The following is a 16,429-nucleotide window of genomic DNA, read 5'->3' as shown; positions in this document are numbered from 1 at the left end:
GTTGCGACGATGAACCAACCGCCCATGCTGACGGTCGAGCACGTTGTCGAACTGATCTTCGTGCTTCGTGGGCAGCGCGTGATGCTGGATATGGATCTGGCGCGTGTCTATGCGGTTCCTACGAAGCGCCTGAACGAGCAGGTGAAGCGCAATCGCGCTCGTTTCCCTGCGGACTTCATGTTTCAGCTCACAGGTGAGGAGAAAGCGGAGGTGGTCGCAGATTGCGACTACCTCCGGAGCTTGAAGTTCTCTCCGGTGCGCCCGTATGCATTCACGGAGCATGGGGCGCTCATGCTCGCGTCGGTGCTCAACAGCCCGGTGGCTGTGGCCGCAAGCATCGAGATCGTTCGTGCTTTCGTGAAGCTGCGCGAGATGCTGGCGACGCACAAAGACCTCGCCCGCAAGCTGGAGGCGTTGGAGCGGAAGTACGACGCGCAGTTCAAAGTGGTCTTCGATGCGATCCGACAGTTGATGACGCCGCCGAAGGTCAAGCCGCGGCGGATTGGCTTTCGCGAGGCGCCGTGATTTCGGTGACACGACTGGTTCGCTCGGACCTTGCCATTTGGTACTCAGCGCGTTCCGGCATCACCGCAATAGGAACCGCGGCGACTGGGAGATGCTGAAGTGAGGGTGTTGTTCGAGACAGGGCATCAAATCTACCGTGTCGCGTCGTTCGAGATCACCGCGCCCTACACCCTGCGTGTCCATTTTGACGACGGAACCGAGCAAGCTATCAACTTCAAGCCAGTGCTCGCGGGCGAAATCTACGGACCACTCCGGGAGCTATCCGTGTTCAACCAAGTGCGCCTTGACCGCGAGGTGAAAACTCTCGTCTGGCCCAGTGGCGCCGACTTCGATCCCGAAACCTTGCACGACTGGCCGCGCTACGCCGAAGCGTTTGCCGTGCGCGCGAGCGAGTGGGGCGAAGGCCAAGGCGTCGGGCACTGAGTCCGCCGCCCGACGCGCGCGCACAAGAGAGACAAGTCGGCCGGCAGCTTGACGTCTTGAGCGAATCCACGTCAGATGCGCGGTAACAGTCGGGGTGCAGGCGACACGCTCCACGACTAGCGCTCCAAAATGGGGGGAGGATGGCGATGTCTTTGGAAGCCGGTAAGGTCATGCCTGTCAAGGCGACGCCGCACAAACGCTTCTTCATCGACATGATCACCCGCGACATCTCACTCGGAGCCTGCGTCTTGGACTTGATCGACAACTCGGTCGACGGGGCAACGCGCGCGACCGACGAGTCGCCGGCGCAGAGACGCGCAAAGTCGCCGAAGCCGCATCCGCTGAGTTCTGGGAGCTCCAGGTACAGAGGCTACAAGATCGAGCTCAAGTGTTCGAGGTCGTCGTTTCGCATTCGCGACAACTGCGATGGCATTCCGGTCGACATCGCGTGCGAATACGCATTCAACTTCGGGCGGGACCCGAGCGAGCATACTGACGCAGATACGGAGGCGGGTATCGGGATCTACGGCATCGGTATGAAGCGTGCGCTTTTCAAACTGGGCAAGGAGTTCGAGGTCAAATCGAACACGATCGACGACGGGTTTGTGATGAACGTCGACGTCGACGCCTGGGCAGCCAAGCCCCAGGACTGGAATCTGGAACTCACGACTGCGAAACCTTCATCGAACGACCCCGGCACGACCATCGAGGTGAAGAACCTCCACCCGAGCGTGGCACAAGAACTCGACACGGACGCATTCGTGACGCGCTTGATTGAGGCAGCTGCGCGCACATACGCGGTGTTTCTCGATCAGGGACTTGAACTTCGAATCAACGGCGCGAAGGTCAAGCCGACCGAGTTCACGTTCCTTCAAGGGAGGGGATTCCAGCCGCTCCATCAGCGTTGGAAGGAGTCTGTCCCGAGGCCATCAGCGAAGCCATCCAAGGTAGAGGTCGAGGGAGAGATATGGGCGGGGGCGGCGACCACTGCCGCTGGCGCGCGGCCCGACTCGGAAGAAGACGAGGACGCTTCGGCGTGGGGCTGGTATGTGCTCTGCAACAACCGGGTTGTCCTTTCTGCCGACAAGACAGAACGAACGGGTTGGGGCCTTACTAGGTTTCCTCAATGGCACCCGCAGTACAATGGCTTCATTGGAATCGTGTCGTTTCGCTCTGAGGAGCCATATGCGTTGCCGTGGACGACGACGAAGAACGACATCGATGTAGATAGCATCGTCTACCGGCGCGCGCGCGCACGAATGCAGGAGGCGGCGCGCGCGTACATCAGCTACTCACGGACTCGCAAGGCCAACCTTGAGGGCGCCAAGAAGATCGAACGCTCGGCGCCGCCGGTGAGGGCGACCGAAGTTTCTACACAACAGCAGATGAAGACCCCCGCTGTCCCGGGCACAACCCAGGGGACCGTCAATATTCTCTATCAGAAGCCAAAGCGCCAAGTGGCGAAGGCGGCGGCGGCCCTCGGGGATCCAGCGCTTCCCGCCGCGCAGGTCGGAATCAAGACGTTCGACTACTTCTACGCGAACAAAGTCGAGTGAGTGCTCAATGGAGTCGTACGAGAAGTTCAACTACGCGGTTCGGCCCAACAAGCGGACTCAGCGCAAGATGATCTTCGAGGCGCTCGCCCGCTACGTGTCAGTCTTTCCAAAGAGGCGCTTCAGCTATGTGGGCTTCGGCTCGATGTGGTTCTCCGACTTTCTCTACGCGCATCGTCGGCTCGGTGTGAAGACGCTCACATCCGTCGAGCGGACAGAGGGATACCGCCGGGCGGTCTTCAACCGACCGTTCAAGTGCGTGCGGGTCGTCGAGGGAAATTCCTCCGAAGTCCTGCCGTCGCTGAGCTGGAAAGACGCGTCCATCGTCTGGCTCGACTACGACTACGTGCCGGAGAGCGAATCGCTCCAAGACATAGCACTTCTTGCCTCGAAGCTCGCGTCAGGCAGCGTCCTGATCGTCACGTATGACGCCCGCCCACCTTGGAAGGACGGCGACAAGGCGAAGGCACGGGAGGCTGCGCTCCGACGAGTCTTCGGAGATGCTGTGCCCTTCACGTCAAAGAAGAGGACTGGCGCGAAAACCCAGAAACCAGGTCCAGGATTGACCCACCAGAGCGAGTATATGCCGACGCTCGTCTCGCTGCTGTGGACACATCTCAAGAACTTGCTGGTTCAAAACGGACGCGCGGTCAGTGAGAAGCCCACCTGGGCTCCGCTCTTCTCGTTTCACTATCGGGATGGCGCACCGATGGTCACCATCGGTGCCGCGCTCTTAAATCCCCATGATGCCCTGCATGTCCACGAGGGCGAACTCTCGAGCCATCTGCCGTATCTCCGCGGAGAGGCACTGTTTCGGATCGCGATCCCCCCGCTGACGCAAAAGGAGCGAACAGAGCTCGATCGCCGCCTACCGAGCAGGAACGTGAATCTACCGTTCCCGTTAGCGCAGGAGCAGATCGAGTCCTACGCGGACCTCTATCGCTATTATCCCCTCTTTGCTGAGGTCGAGCTGTGAAAAAGCCGCGTCGCGCGTCCAAGGCGCTTCCTCGGTCGAAGCGTTCAAGGAGGGTAGGGTCCAGATCGAGTGGACCGATCGCGATCGATCTGTTCTGCGGCGCAGGCGGGATGTCCCTCGGCTTTGAGCGTGCTGGGTTTCGCCTGGCTGCGGCGGTCGACCTGAGCAAGATCAGCACTGACGTCCACGAGAAAAACTTCCCGAACGCGACGACAATCTGCGAGCATGTGAAGGATCTCACGGGCGCGACAATCAGAAGGAAGGCCGGCCTCGGGCGCGAGAAAATCGCAGTTGTCCTCGGCGGGCCTCCTTGCCAGGGGTTCTCGATCGGCGGCAAGAGGAACGCGCGCGACCCGCGAAACCTCATGGTCCTGGAGTTCGCGCGCCTCGTCGTTGAGCTGAGCCCGCGGTACTTTGTCATGGAGAACGTCGCAGGTCTGCTTCGGCCGCAGCACGCGCCCATTCTTGCCAGGTTCAAGTGCCGCCTCCGAAAGGGCGGCTATTCGATCGTGGGCCCGATCCTCAGCTTGAATGCCGCTGACTTCGGGGTTCCGCAGCGACGCAAGCGAGCCTTCATCTTAGGCTACCGTGGCGGAGAGATCGCGCCGACGTATCCGGAGCCCATCAAGAAGCGCGTGACCGTCGGCGCTGCGATCGACGATCTGAAGTGCGTCGAGCCAGCTGATCTCGTGGATGGCGATGGTTATGCGGGACGTTTGGAAACTCCTAGTGCCTATGCGCGTCAGCTCCGAGGATCGCGCGGAGCCGCGAAGAACGGTTCACGAGTGATCACGGGCTTCGCGCGTACTGAGCACTCGCTGAAGACCACCGAGAGATTCAAGCGGGTCGAGCCAGGCGCCGTCGATCCCGTGAGCCGCTTCATTCGATTGAAACGTTCCGGGCTGGCGCCCACGCTCCGCGCCGGGACGGGCTTCGAGAATGGGCGGTTCATGGCGCCGCGACCGATCCACCCGGACTACCCTCGTTGCATCTGCCTGCGCGAGGCCGCACGCTTGCACTCGTTCCCCGACTGGTTCGTCTTTCACGAAACTAAGTGGCACGGGTTTATGCAGATCGGTAACTCCGTTCCTCCGGCGCTGGCCCACGCAGTCGCCAATGAGGTGATGAAGGCTCTCGCGAGCCCGACGTGATGCCTCGCCCCCAGAGCGCCGAGACGGTGTCGCGCCGCATGGCGACGGTAAGGTCGACTGATACCGGACCGGAGCGTGCGGTGCGTTCGATGACGCATGCGCTTGGAGCACGCTTCCGCCTCGCGAATCGGGGGCTTCCGGGTTCTCCCGACCTCGCGAATCGGTCCAGACGGTGGGCGATTTTCGTTCACGGCTGCTTCTGGCATGCGCATCTGGGCTGCCCGAAGGCGATGAGCCCGAAGAGCAACAAGGTCTATTGGCGGAGAAAGCTCCGAATGAATCGGGCGCGCGATCGGACAGTGGTGGGCGCGTTACGTGCCCGAGGCTTTCGTGTTCTCGTCATTTGGCAGTGCGAACTTCGCGCTCCCGGACGTGTCGTACGCCGACTCCGTCCGTTCCTCTCCCTTGACTAGTGTGGCGCTCTCGCCTGTCGTGTAGCGGAATGTAAAGTCGGCGGGCGTCACTTCGAGCGATGCCGCGATCTCGGTGATCGGGCGAAGGGAAGCCAACTGCGCGATCTCAACGTTGGGCATGATGGTCTCTCCGTTGCCGGAAGTGACTTCCTGTGGCGTACGCACTTCGTTTGTTGGCCTGACCACCCTGCCTTACGACTTTCTCTTGCGAGCCCGCGTGCCCGTACTCTTGGCTCTCCGCACGTCCGGTCGCTCTCTTTGATCGCGTTTTGCCTTACGCGGGGACTTGAGACCCGCGGCTGACCCCAATCGTTCCAGCAGTGCGAAGTTGATCTGGCGGCGGCGCAGATTGATGTCGGTGGCCTCGACACGGACGCGGTCGCCCAAGCGGAAGCGCTGGCCTTTGCGCAGACCCTTCAACGCGCGCTCGGCCTCGATGAAGGTGTAGCGGTCGTCGGCGAGGTCGTCGAGGCGGACGAGTCCTTCGATCGGATAGGCGTCGAGCTCGACGAAGAAACCGAAGTTGGTGACGGACACGATGGTGCCGGGTTCGGGTTCGAGCAAGTGATCGAGCATGAACTCGGCCTTCTTCAAGTCGAGCATGGCGCGCTCGGCTTCCATTGCGCCGCGCTCGCGCTGCGAGCTTTGCACGCTCGCGGCTTCGATGGCATCGGCTTCGCTGCGGGCGGCTTCGGCTTCGCAGTCGAACAAGCGGCCGAGCTGGCGGTGCACGAGCAGATCGGGATAGCGGCGAATCGGCGAGGTGAAGTGACAGTAGGTCGGAAACGCGAGGCCGAAGTGTCCGGCGTTGGTGGTGCGGTACTGCGCTTGCGTTAGCGAACGCAGCACCTGCCGCGTTAGCACGCGCGCCAGCGGATGTCCCTGTAAGCGATCGAGCAGCCGTTGCACGTCGGGTGGCCGGACCTTGCCGTCATACTCGACGTTGAAGCCGAACGGGCCGAGGAACTGATTCAGCTCGTCGATGTCGTCGGGGTCGGGCGGTTCGTGGATGCGGTAGGGAAAGGGGAGCTGCTCATCGGTGAGGAAACTCGCCACCGCGCGGTTGGCTTCGAGCATGAACTCTTCGATAAGCCGATGCGCGTCGTTGCGGTGCGACAACCGCACGCCGATGCTGCGGCCCTCGTCGGAGAGATCGACCAGCGCTTCGGGCAAATCCAAATCGAGCGAGCCGGCTTGCACGCGGTTGCGGTAGAGCGTGCCCATCAGTTCGCACATGAGCCGCAGTTGCGGCATGAGTGCGCCCAGCTCGGTGCGCCAGGCGTGAATCTCCGGCGTGGCGGCTTGCGATAAGACGGCCGCAACTTTGGTGTAGGTCAGCCGCGCCCGACTGCTGATGACGGCGCGATAGAACCGTGCGTTGTGCCGATGCCCGGCGCGATCGAAAGTCATCTCAGCGACCAGCACCAATCGATCGCGCTGTGGGTTGAGCGAGCAGAGTTGGTTGGAGAGCTGCGGCGGCAGCATTGGGATGGCGCGATCGGGGAAGTAGACGCTGGTGCCGCGGCGCGCGGCTTCGGTATCGAGCGCGGAGTTCGGTCGAACGTAGTGCGAGACGTCGGCGATCGCGACCCACAGATGGTATCCGTTGCCCGCGGCCGCCTCCAGACACACGGCATCGTCGAAGTCGCGCGCGGTCTCGCCATCGATGGTGACGAAGGGCAGGGCGCGCAGGTCTTCACGGCCGGCGAAGTCGTCGGGCGACGGATCGGGCGGCAGCCGCTCGGCTTCGGCGAGCACGTCGGCCGGAAAGTCCACGCGCAGTCCGTACTCGTTGACGAGGCTGAGGAACTGCACTTCCGGATCATCGGCGGTGCCGAGCACTTGAACGAGCGTGCCGCCCATCGCCAGGCGTGGCGTGGGCGCGCGAGTGATTTGCACCAGCGCCACCAAGCCCGCATCCTCGCGTTGCGGCAGCGGGTCGCCGAAGATCTCCACGGGCGGCAGCAACTCACTCTCGGGGATAAGTCGCCAGCCGTGCCGGCTGTATTCGAGGGTGCCGATGATGCGTTCGTGGACGCGCTCGACGACCGACGCGATGCGTCCAACCACACGCCGCACCCGCACGTCGCGGCGGACGACTTCGACCGCAACGCGATCGCCGTGCAACGCGCCCCCTTCCATGCCGGCGGGAATCAGGATGTCGCGCGCGAAATGCTCCGCCGGGCGTCCGCTTACTTCGACGAAGCCGTAGCCCGCGCGTACGCGTGTGTAGGTTCCTTCGATCGTGCGGGCGCGGCTGGCACCCTTCGGTGTCCGCGTTGCTCGCTCGCTGCGTGGCGGGCGATCGACGTCACGTATCCCAGCGTCACGTATCCATTGATAGCGCGTCTTGCCGATACGGCGCAGCGTGCGATTGGCGACGGCGGCGTCCAACGCCGCGCGGATCTGTTTGCGATCGTAGTGCGCGAGATCGAGCAGCCGGGTCAGATCGTTGATCGAGAGCGGACGCGGCGCGCGCTGTTCCAGCAGTTGCAAAAACAGAGATGGATCGGGTGCGATCGTGTTGCGGAGGGCCATCGTGCGGCGCAGCGTGCTCCGTTCTGGTGGCCCGTGTCAACGAGTCGTCACAACCCGTCGAAAAAACCCCGCATGCTTCGAGACGCGCCTGTCGGCGCTCCTCAGCATGAGCGGTTCCTCCTATGTGCCCAACACTTTCCCGTTCGCCCTGAGGAGGCGCGCAGCGCCATCTCGAAGCCTGTCCTGAGCCCCGTCGAAGGGGGCGCCGCACTTCTTCAACGGGGTGATGAGCACGCGGGGCTTGCGCAACCGGCGATGAGCCTGGCAATACTCACCCATGCCCACACACATCAAAGCACCGACACGGATCGAAGCGGCCGGCAACAAGCCGAAGCTGATCGATGAGTACGTCGGCCGCGTGAACTCGCAGACCACCGCGCTCAGCATCGCGCATATGCGTTCACCAGGCGGTTGGGTCGAACCGCCGCAGCGGCCGGAGTTTCACGAGTACACCATCGTACTCAAAGGCATGCTGCGGGTTGAGTGCGACGCCGGCACCATCGATGTGCAGGCCGGCCAAGCGATCATCGCCGCGCCCGGCGAAGCAGTGCGCTACAGCACGCCGCTGGATGAAGGGACGGAATACATCGCCGTATGTCTGCCGGCGTTCGCCCCCGGCAGCGTACACCGTCAAGGGTAGCGATCTCGCGCAAGCAGGCCGTCGATACGATCGCTTCGCGATCTACTCGGGCAAACGGATTCGAATTCCCGAAGACGAACCGATTCCCGGAGCGGCGCGAGAAGGCTATCGCGGCGGCAAGCGTAGCGCGCCGTCGAGGCGGATGGTCTCGCCGTTGAGCACCGGGTTCTCGATGATGTGGCGCGCCAGCGCCGCGTACTCGCTCGGACGACCGAGGCGCGACGGAAACGGAATCTGCGCGCCGAGCGCTTGGCGCTGCGGCTCGGGCAACATCGCCAGCATCGGAGTGTCGAAGGTGCCCGGCGCGATAGTCAGACAGCGGATGCCGAGCGACGCGAGATCGCGCGCGATGGGCAGGGTCATGCCGACCACGCCGCCTTTCGACGCGGAGTAGGCGGCCTGGCCGATCTGGCCGTCGAACGCGGCGATCGACGCGGTGTTGATCAACACGCCGCGCTCGCCCTCGTCGTTGGGCTGATTCTTTTGCATCTGCGCCGCGGCCAAGCGGATGACGTTGAACGTGCCGATCAGGTTGATTTCGATCACCTTGGTGAAGATCTCCAACGGCATCGGCCCCGACTTGCTCACCGTACGCATCGCGGCGCCGACGCCCGCGCAGTTGACGGCGACGTGCACCGTGCCGAACGCTTCCGTGGCTTTGGCGACCGCGGCGCTGACTTCACCCTCGTTGGTCACATCCGCCGGCGTGAAGATCACGTTCTTGCCCAACTCGGCGGCCATTTGCGTGCCGTTCGACTGCGGGCGGTCGAGGATCGCCGCGCGGCCGCCATTGGCGACTAACATTCTCACTGTAGCTTCGCCCAACCCCGATGCGCCGCCGGTGACAATTGCCACACTGCCTTCGATCTTCATGAGAACATCCTCCAGATGGATTTGTGAGCCGCGGCGCGAAAGCGCGCGGGCCGCTTCTCCATACTCAACCGCCGCCTGAGATACCAGTGGTCGAACGCGGGATTTGCGGCTAATGAATCGGGGCGAGTATACGCGTGACGAAGGTGCGAAGAATTCGAGTCGGGTTGGTAGTCAGTCTGCTCGTGCTGAGTTCAGTGCTCAAAACGATCGAGGGACAGGCGCAGACGGTGATCGTCAAGATCGGCTCGGCAACCGGTTCGCCCGGTGATGTGGTGAACGTTGCTGTCAGTCTCGAAACGGGGGGACGCACGGTCGTGGCAACGCAGAACGACATTGTCTTCGATCCGCACATCCTGATCGCTTCCACGCCCGGCGGCCGGCCGGATTGCCGTGTCAACCCGGACATCGACAAGATCGCAGCGGCGGGGTTCCAACCACTCCAGTGCACGCCTGGGCTCGATTGCAGCTCGGCGCAAGTGATCATCTTCACCGTGAACGTGGACCCGATCCCCGATGGCTCGGAGCTGTACACCTGTACCATCCGACTCGCTGCCGATCTCCCGCTCGGAACCTATCCGCTCCACAATGCCGATGTGCGCGCAAGCGATCCCAAGGGGGCAGCGCTGCCGGCGACGGGTACGGACGGCGGCGTTCGAGTCGTGCCGCGTCCGACCGTAACGTTGACCGTGAAGCCGACCGCATCACCAACCCTCACGGCGACCCCGAGCCCGACGGTGTCACCAACCCCGACACCGACTCCGGTATGTACCGGCGACTGTGATGGCAACCACGCGGTCACGGTCGACGAACTTGTCATCGGTGTCGACATCGCGCTGGAAAGTATGCCGCTCGATCGCTGCCCGTCGTTCGATCGCGATCACGACTCGCACGTGACCGTGGACGAACTGGTCACGGCGGTGAACGAGGCGCTGACCATGTGCGAAGGATAGTCGGCAACCACGAAGTTGCGCTTCGCCGGCTGGCCGTCACGGCTCGCGAGCCACCCTGGATCTCCCCTTTTGCCGGCCACGCCGATGATCGGTTGACGTGATTGGTTGACATAGGTGACCGCCTCAGCGAAGGTTGCGCGGCTTCTCAGGGATTCGGCGAAGGAGGGATCGACCATGGCCAAGCGGTTGGTGGTTGCTCTGTTGATGGTGGTGGCGCTCGTCGTTGCGCGGCCGGCGTGGGCGCCGTTTCACTTGATGGCGATTCAGGAGTTGTCGTTTGGTACCAGCAACGCGCCCGGCGCGCAGTACATGCAACTGCGCACTCTGGCCTCCGGCCAGGTGTTCGTCGGCGGCCAGCGGATGACGACGCAAACTGCGGATGGTACGGCGGCGGCGAACTTCGGGCGCTTCGATATGGACATAGCGCTAACCAACGGCGACGAAGGGGTCGCAATCCTCGCGGGGACTCAGGAAGCGCACGACCTCTATTGTGTCGCGATGGACCAGCTCGTGACCGGACAACTGGTGTTTCCCGATGGGCGCACCTGCTTCGGCGTCTTTGCCAGCAAGCCGGTCGACTGCGTCGCTTACGGGTCGTTCACCGGCGCCAATGGCATCTTCGGTCAGCCCGCGGTGCGGCCCGTTTTTGGCAAGGCGCTTACCCGCGTCGACAGCACGAACAACAATGCAACGGCCTTCACGCTCGATGATCCGGCGCCCAAGAACAACAGCGGTGAGATGGGGCAAATCGACGGCACGCCGGGCGACCCGGACGGAACCGGCGACATTGACGTTGCGGATCTCGACCACGAAGTCGCCGTGCTGTTCGAAGCCGGCAAGCGCTGCGACCTCACGGACCCGGACCGCCGTGGTGCGGACGCGAACATCGACACGCGTATCAACGCGGCGGACGTGACCGCGACGATCATGATCGCGCTGCCCGCGTCGACCTAGCGTGCCCCCCGACAATCTCAACATCTGAGCGCTTGCCGCTTACCTTGACAGCACGGCTGCGGCCAGAAAGGATCGCCGGCAAACGGAGAGACCGCACGTGCCGGGAACGATTCTATTGGCCGATGACGAAACCGCGATTCGCGAGAGCCTCGCCGAACTGCTGCGGGACGAAGGGTACACGGTGGTCGAGGTCGCCGACGGCGAGGCGGCCATCCAGGCGATCGAACAGTCGGAGGTCGACCTCGTCATCGCGGATCTGCGGATGCCCGGCGCCTCGGGTATCGATGTCTTGCGCCACGCCCGCCGGGTCGCGCCGCAGAGTCTGGTTCTGCTGATCACGGCGTACGCGTCGATTGATACCGCGGTCGAGGCTCTGCGCGAAGGCGCGCAAGACTACATCATCAAGCCACTGATCTTCGAGGACGTGCTCGGCAAAGTGCGGCGGCTGCTCGACTTCAAACACCTCGCCTGGGAGGTCCAGTTGTTGCGGCGCGAAGTGGCGCGGGGGTTTGATTTCGAGAACCTCGTTGGCCGCAGCGCGGCGATGCGGGCGATCGTCGACCTGATCCACAAGGTCGCCCCGACCAAAGCCACGGTGCTGATCACCGGTGAGAGCGGCGTTGGCAAAGAGGTCGTCGCCCGCGCGATTCATGCCACCAGCGATCGGCGCGACAAGGTGTTCCTGCCGGTCAATTGCGGCGCGATCCCCGAGAGCCTGCTTGAAAGCCAACTCTTCGGTCACCTTCGCGGTGCGTTCACAGGTGCGGTGGCGAATCAGGAAGGGTTGTTTCTGCGCGCGCGCGGCGGGACCATCTTTCTCGACGAGATCGGGGACTTGCCTTTTGGTCTACAGGTGAAGTTGTTGCGCGCCATCGAAGAGAAGGAAGTGTTGCCGCTCGGCAGCGGGACGCCGGTCCGCATCGACATTCGCATCATCGCGGCCAGTAACAAGGACCTCCAGTCCGAAGTCGACGCCGGCCGCTTCCGCGAAGACCTGTTCTACCGGCTCAACGTGGTCGGCATTGAAATTCCACCGCTGCGCGAGCGGCGCGACGATATCCCGCTACTGGTGGAATACCTCGTGCGCCAGCACAACGAGGAGCTGAAGAAAAACTACAAGGGAGTCGACAACGCGGCGATGAAGACGCTGATGGCGTTGCCGTGGAAGGGCAATGTCCGCGAACTCGACAACGTGTTGGAACGCGCGATGATCCTCGGCAATAGCGAGTGGGTGACGGTGAACGACTTGCCGCGCGTCATCGGCGACGACCAGGACATGATCCCGTACGCCGCCGACAATCTGAAGGAGGCCGTACGCGTGTACGAGCGCGCTCACATTCAGACCACGCTGCGCAAACTGAGCTGGGATAAGAAGCGGGCCGCCGAACTGCTCGGTCTCAGTCTGTCGTCGCTGTATCGCAAGCTCGAGGAACTCGAGATCGCGTTGCAGCCCTAACTCAGCCTTGTGGGATCCGCAGCTCTTGTCCCGCGCGGACACTCGCGCGGCGACTCAAGTTGTTGCGCTTCTGAATCGCCGACACCGTGATGCCGTACTGGCGGGCGATGGTGACCAGTGTTTGCCCACGCTTCACGCGATGGACGATGTAGGTGGTGGTCTGACTCGATGCCTTGTGTTGCGGACCGAGCGCGGCGTAGCGTTCTTGAAAGCCACGCTCGCTGCCTGCCGGCAGCCGCAGCATGTACCCGGGCGGCACGCGCAGCTTGCCGTCGACGACCGCGCGGCTGAAGGCGGGGTTCAGCTCGGCGAGGGCTTCCGCACTGGTGCCGGCGCAGCTCGCAAGCGTCGACAGCTTCACATAGTCGGGCACCCGCACGGTGGTGGCCGGAATCGGGCGCTCGTAGTGGAGATCCCCGAAGCGGCGGGCGGCGTCCTGCTGCGCTTCCAGCACGGCGAGAAACTCGGCGTAAAAGTTGCGCGAGGCGAACTTGAAGGCCGGACCGTGGTACCGGCGCACGATATCGACGATGTCGGTGGAGCCGACGGTGGCGACGGCGTGGGCGAGGCCGGCGCGCCCGTGGTTGTAGGCGGTGATGGCGAGTGGCCACGTGCCGAGTCCTTCGAAGTCGCTGCGCAGGTAGCGTGCCGCCGCGCGTCCGGCGACGATCGGATCGCGTCGCTCGTCCACCGCGTTGTCGACGCGCATGAAGCGCCGCGCGGTGAACGGCATGAATTGCCACACTCCGGCTGCGCCGGCTTTCGAGTACGCGTGGATGTTGAAGCACGACTCCACCAGCGGGAGCCGGGTCAGCTCGATCGGCACGCCCTCTTCGCGGAAGATGCGCTCGATCTCCGGCCAGAAACGTGCGCCCACTTCAAGCCCGCGAATGAAGCGCTCGCGTAGCCCCGACTGGGTGCGTAGACGATCCGGTTCCGCCGCGTGAAGGAATTTGTTCTGTTCCTTGACACCCGCAAACAGCGCCCATATCTTCCGCTCCTCGTCAGTGAGGTGGGATGCCGCTTGGAAGTCCGGGCCGAGTTGGTGCAGCCGGATGAGGGTCGAACGGATCTTGTGGACCTCATCGTCGACGGTGCGGTGGCGTACTTGGTCGATTTCCACTTCGCTCATGCCTGCCGCGGCCAGCGGACGGAAGTCCAAAACCGCGTAGACTCGATCCAAGTGGAGCGCGTCGTGGATCACCACCTGGTGCGTTGAATAGGTGGCAAAGATGTTCTTCCAAAACTCGACCTGGGAGCGGAGGCCGGGTGGTACGGTGAACGGGCTCTGGTCAACGTGCGAAGCACGATGCGGCGCGTCGGCACTCGCGGCGGTTGCCAGCACCAGCAGCGCGGCTGCGCATGCCCATGAGGGAGTAAATCGAATCCCGCGCCGTATCACCATCGTCCTCCACCGCCGCGACTGCGTCTGCGGCACCGCTTTCGCGGCTCCCGTCGCGCACGATGGCTGACGGTACCAGACGCGTTTCGGCGCTGTCAACATTTCTCGTCATGGGCGCAGCGCTGTGCCTGGCGCTATGTGTCGCCAGTTGCGAGCACGATGCCTCCACGGCGCCGCCGGGCTACGCCGTCGTCGGGCTCGACAATGGGCCGGTGACCCTCGATCCGCGTTACGCCACCGACGCCATCGGCAGTCAGATCGGCGATCTGCTCTTCGACGGCCTCACTCGCCTGGACGACCAGGCGCGCTACTTTCCGCACCTCGCTGCCGATTGGAACACGCCTGATCCGCTCACGTTCGAGTTCCATTTGCGGGAAGGCGTGCTCTTTCACGACGGGACGCCGGTGACTGCCGCCGACGTGAAAGCCACCTTCGATTCGGTCCGCGCGCCAGATTCGCACTCGCCCAAGGGCGCGTCGCTGGCCGTGATTGAGGCAATTGATGCGCCGGATCCGCTCACCGTGCGCTTCCATTTGCGCGAGGCCTTCGCCCCGTTTCTCGACGCCACCACGATGGGTATCTTGCCCGCCCACGCGGTGGCGACATCACCGGCGACGGCGATCGCGGCGCCAGTGGGTTCGGGGCCGTTTCGATTGGTCGAGTTTGCACCAGACGAGCGTGTGGTGCTGATGCGATTTGAACAATACGCCGCGCGCCCAGCGCGCTTGGCTGGCGTGATCTTCAAGGTTGTGCCCGACGGACTCGTCCGTCTGCTCGAGTTCCGCCGTGGTGGGTTGGATCTGATACAAAGCGCGATCGAACCCGACGCGGTGGCGTGGTTGCGCCAGCAGCCGCATACCGAAGTGCTGACGCGGCCCGGCACCGGCTTTCAGTATCTCGGCCTGAACCTCAGCGATCCGCGGCTGAGCGATGTCCGAGTTCGGCGCGCCATCGCCTACGCGCTTGATCGCAATGCCTTGATCCGCACGCTGTTGCGCGGGCTGGCGACGCCCGCCAGCGGGTTGCTCGCACCCGGCCATTGGGCGTACAGCGGCGACGTGCCGACCTACGGCTACAACCCCAAGCGCGCCGCCGAGCTGCTCGACGAAGCCGGGTATCTCGATCCCGACGGCGATGGGCCGGCGCCGCGCTTCCGGCTCTCGTACAAGACCACCACCGTCGACCTGCGCAAGCGGATCGCCGAGGCGATTCAGGCGCAGCTCGCGCGCGTCGGCATCGCCCTCGACATTCGCTCGTACGAATGGGGGACGTTTTATGGAGACATCAAGCGCGGCAACTTTCAGCTCTATTCGCTGTCGTGGGTGGGCGTAGCCGACCCGGACATTTACTTTCTCACCTGTCACTCCTCGCAGGTGCCACCGGTCGGCAACAACCGGGGCCGCTTCGTCGATGCCTCGGTCGACGCGCTGACCGAACGCGCGCGCCACACGCTCGATCGTGATGAACGGGCGCGGCTCTACTCCGAAACGCAGCAACGAGTTGCCGAACTGCTGCCGGTGATTCCGTTGTGGTGGAATACCAACGTCGCGGTGCTCGATACTCGGCTGCGCGGCTTCGAACTGCGCGCCGACGGTAGCTTGCAATCGCTGCGTGATGCCTGGATCGAGGAGCGCTGAAGTGGCGGCGTACCTGTTGCGACGGCTTGGTCTGGCGGGACTGTCGGTGTTCGGCGTGGTGACGCTGGTGTTTCTCCTGATCCACGTAATTCCCGGCGATCCGGTCGACGCCATGTTGGGTGAGACCGCGATGGCGGCTGACAAGGAGGCGCTGCGCCATCAGCTCGGGCTGCATCGCTCGATTGCGGTTCAGTACGGCCGCTATCTGCAGCGGTTGGGGCACGGGAACTTCGGCCGCAGTCTGCACAGTGGCCGGCCGGTGCGACGGATGATCGTGGCGCGCTATCCGGCGACGATCGAGCTAGCGGCAGCGGCGCTGGTGCTGGCGCTGGTGATCGCGGTGCCACTCGGCGTTGCGGCGGCGGCGCGGCCGCGCTCGTTCGTCAACCTGATCAGCGCGGGCGTCGCGCTCTTCGGTGCGGCGGTGCCGAGCCTGTGGCTCGGACCGATGCTGATGTTGGTCTTTGCCGTCTGGCTCGATTGGCTGCCGGTGTCGGGTCGCGGCACGCTCGCACATCTTGTGCTGCCCGCGCTCACGCTCGGCATCGGGATGGCGGCGCTGCTAGCGCGCTTGCTGCGAGCGACGCTGCTGGAGCGGTTGCACGAAGAGTTCGTGCGCACCGCGCGCGCGAAGGGTGCCGGCCGCGCCCGCGCTGTCGTGGCTCACGCGCTGCCGAACGCGCTGCTGCCGGTCATCACCGCGGTGGGTTTGCAGGCCGGCGCGTTGTTGAGCGGCGCGATCATCACCGAGACGATCTTCAGCTGGCCCGGGATTGGGCGACTGTTGCTGCTGGCCATTCAGACGCGCGACTACCCGTTGGTGCAGGGCTGCGTGTTGGTGATTGCGCTGACGTATGTCGCGCTCAATCTGGCGCTCGACCTGCTCTATGCGTGGGTCGACCCACGCGTCCGGCTGGGGGGAGACCCGGCGTGAAGCG

16 protein-coding genes are annotated in these 16,429 nt (G+C 63.9%); 12 read left to right on the top strand and 4 right to left on the bottom strand.

What is annotated here, in order from left to right; translation table 11 throughout:
• Window positions 1-24 precede the first annotated feature (24 nt).
• The 6 genes from HYR72_05525 (at window position 25) to vsr (ending at window position 5,041) form a co-directional block, all read left to right on the top strand.
• Complete coding sequence (locus HYR72_05525; GenBank protein ID MBI1814417.1) at window positions 25-525, top strand: ORF6N domain-containing protein; 501 nt, start codon at window positions 25-27, stop codon at window positions 523-525.
• A 108-nt stretch (window positions 526-633) separates the two neighbouring features.
• The gene (locus HYR72_05520; protein ID MBI1814416.1) at window positions 634-948 is read left to right on the top strand and encodes a DUF2442 domain-containing protein; all 315 of its coding nucleotides are present in this window, start codon (window positions 634-636) and stop codon (window positions 946-948) included.
• 212 nt (window positions 949-1,160) lie between these two features.
• Complete coding sequence (locus HYR72_05515) at window positions 1,161-2,504, top strand: ATP-binding protein (protein ID MBI1814415.1); 1,344 nt, start codon at window positions 1,161-1,163, stop codon at window positions 2,502-2,504.
• Between the two features lie 7 nt (window positions 2,505-2,511).
• Window positions 2,512-3,477: a hypothetical protein gene (locus HYR72_05510; GenBank protein MBI1814414.1), complete on the top strand. Its 966-nt coding sequence runs from the start codon at window positions 2,512-2,514 to the stop codon at window positions 3,475-3,477.
• Window positions 3,478-3,587: 110 nt separating this feature from the next.
• A complete protein-coding gene (locus HYR72_05505) occupies window positions 3,588-4,628 on the top strand; it encodes a DNA cytosine methyltransferase (GenBank protein MBI1814413.1) in 1,041 nt (346 codons plus the stop codon).
• On the top strand, window positions 4,628-5,041 hold the full coding sequence (gene vsr / locus HYR72_05500; protein MBI1814412.1) for a DNA mismatch endonuclease Vsr: 414 nt from the start codon (window positions 4,628-4,630) through the stop codon (window positions 5,039-5,041). Before HYR72_05505 ends, vsr begins: the two co-directional genes overlap by 1 nt.
• On the opposite strand, the gene HYR72_05495 is transcribed toward vsr, so the two are convergent.
• Both HYR72_05495 and rnr read right to left on the bottom strand, forming a co-directional pair.
• Window positions 4,940-5,161 (bottom strand): hypothetical protein, encoded by a 222-nt coding sequence (locus tag HYR72_05495; protein ID MBI1814411.1) that lies wholly within the window; start codon window positions 5,159-5,161, stop codon window positions 4,940-4,942. The genes vsr and HYR72_05495 overlap by 102 nt on opposite strands.
• 72 nt (window positions 5,162-5,233) lie before the next feature.
• Window positions 5,234-7,579, bottom strand: coding sequence for a ribonuclease R (gene rnr / locus HYR72_05490; protein MBI1814410.1), 2,346 nt, complete (start codon window positions 7,577-7,579; stop codon window positions 5,234-5,236).
• A gap of 277 nt (window positions 7,580-7,856) precedes the next feature.
• Here rnr and HYR72_05485 point away from each other — a divergent pair, with 277 nt between their 5' ends.
• Window positions 7,857-8,219, top strand: a complete 363-nt coding sequence (locus HYR72_05485; protein ID MBI1814409.1) for a cupin — start codon at window positions 7,857-7,859, stop codon at window positions 8,217-8,219.
• Window positions 8,220-8,324: 105 nt separating this feature from the next.
• Here the strand turns inward: HYR72_05485 and HYR72_05480 are convergent, their stop codons facing one another.
• Window positions 8,325-9,092, bottom strand: a complete 768-nt coding sequence (locus HYR72_05480) for a 3-hydroxyacyl-CoA dehydrogenase (protein ID MBI1814408.1) — start codon at window positions 9,090-9,092, stop codon at window positions 8,325-8,327.
• A 143-nt stretch (window positions 9,093-9,235) separates the two neighbouring features.
• On the opposite strand from HYR72_05480, the gene HYR72_05475 reads away from it, so the two are divergent.
• From HYR72_05475 to HYR72_05465, 3 genes are all read left to right on the top strand, one after another.
• Window positions 9,236-10,042, top strand: a complete 807-nt coding sequence (locus HYR72_05475; protein MBI1814407.1) for a hypothetical protein — start codon at window positions 9,236-9,238, stop codon at window positions 10,040-10,042.
• 174 nt (window positions 10,043-10,216) lie between these two features.
• Complete coding sequence (locus tag HYR72_05470; GenBank protein ID MBI1814406.1) at window positions 10,217-10,996, top strand: hypothetical protein; 780 nt, start codon at window positions 10,217-10,219, stop codon at window positions 10,994-10,996.
• Window positions 10,997-11,093: 97 nt separating this feature from the next.
• A complete protein-coding gene (locus HYR72_05465; protein ID MBI1814405.1) occupies window positions 11,094-12,452 on the top strand; it encodes a sigma-54-dependent Fis family transcriptional regulator in 1,359 nt (452 codons plus the stop codon).
• Window position 12,453: 1 nt separating this feature from the next.
• Here HYR72_05465 and HYR72_05460 read toward each other — a convergent pair whose 3' ends face one another.
• Window positions 12,454-13,857: a transglycosylase SLT domain-containing protein gene (locus HYR72_05460; GenBank protein MBI1814404.1), complete on the bottom strand. Its 1,404-nt coding sequence runs from the start codon at window positions 13,855-13,857 to the stop codon at window positions 12,454-12,456.
• A gap of 107 nt (window positions 13,858-13,964) precedes the next feature.
• Here HYR72_05460 and HYR72_05455 point away from each other — a divergent pair, with 107 nt between their 5' ends.
• Window positions 13,965-15,491: an ABC transporter substrate-binding protein gene (locus HYR72_05455; GenBank protein MBI1814403.1), complete on the top strand. Its 1,527-nt coding sequence runs from the start codon at window positions 13,965-13,967 to the stop codon at window positions 15,489-15,491.
• Window positions 15,469-16,425: an ABC transporter permease gene (locus HYR72_05450; protein ID MBI1814402.1), complete on the top strand. Its 957-nt coding sequence runs from the start codon at window positions 15,469-15,471 to the stop codon at window positions 16,423-16,425. Before HYR72_05455 ends, HYR72_05450 begins: the two co-directional genes overlap by 23 nt.
• Window positions 16,426-16,429: the final 4 nt, after the last annotated feature.

Source organism: Deltaproteobacteria bacterium, assembly GCA_016178705.1.
In the GTDB taxonomy this organism is placed as follows: Bacteria; Desulfobacterota; Binatia; order HRBIN30; family JACQVA1; genus JACOST01.
This window is presented reverse-complemented; position numbering and strand designations above follow the sequence as displayed.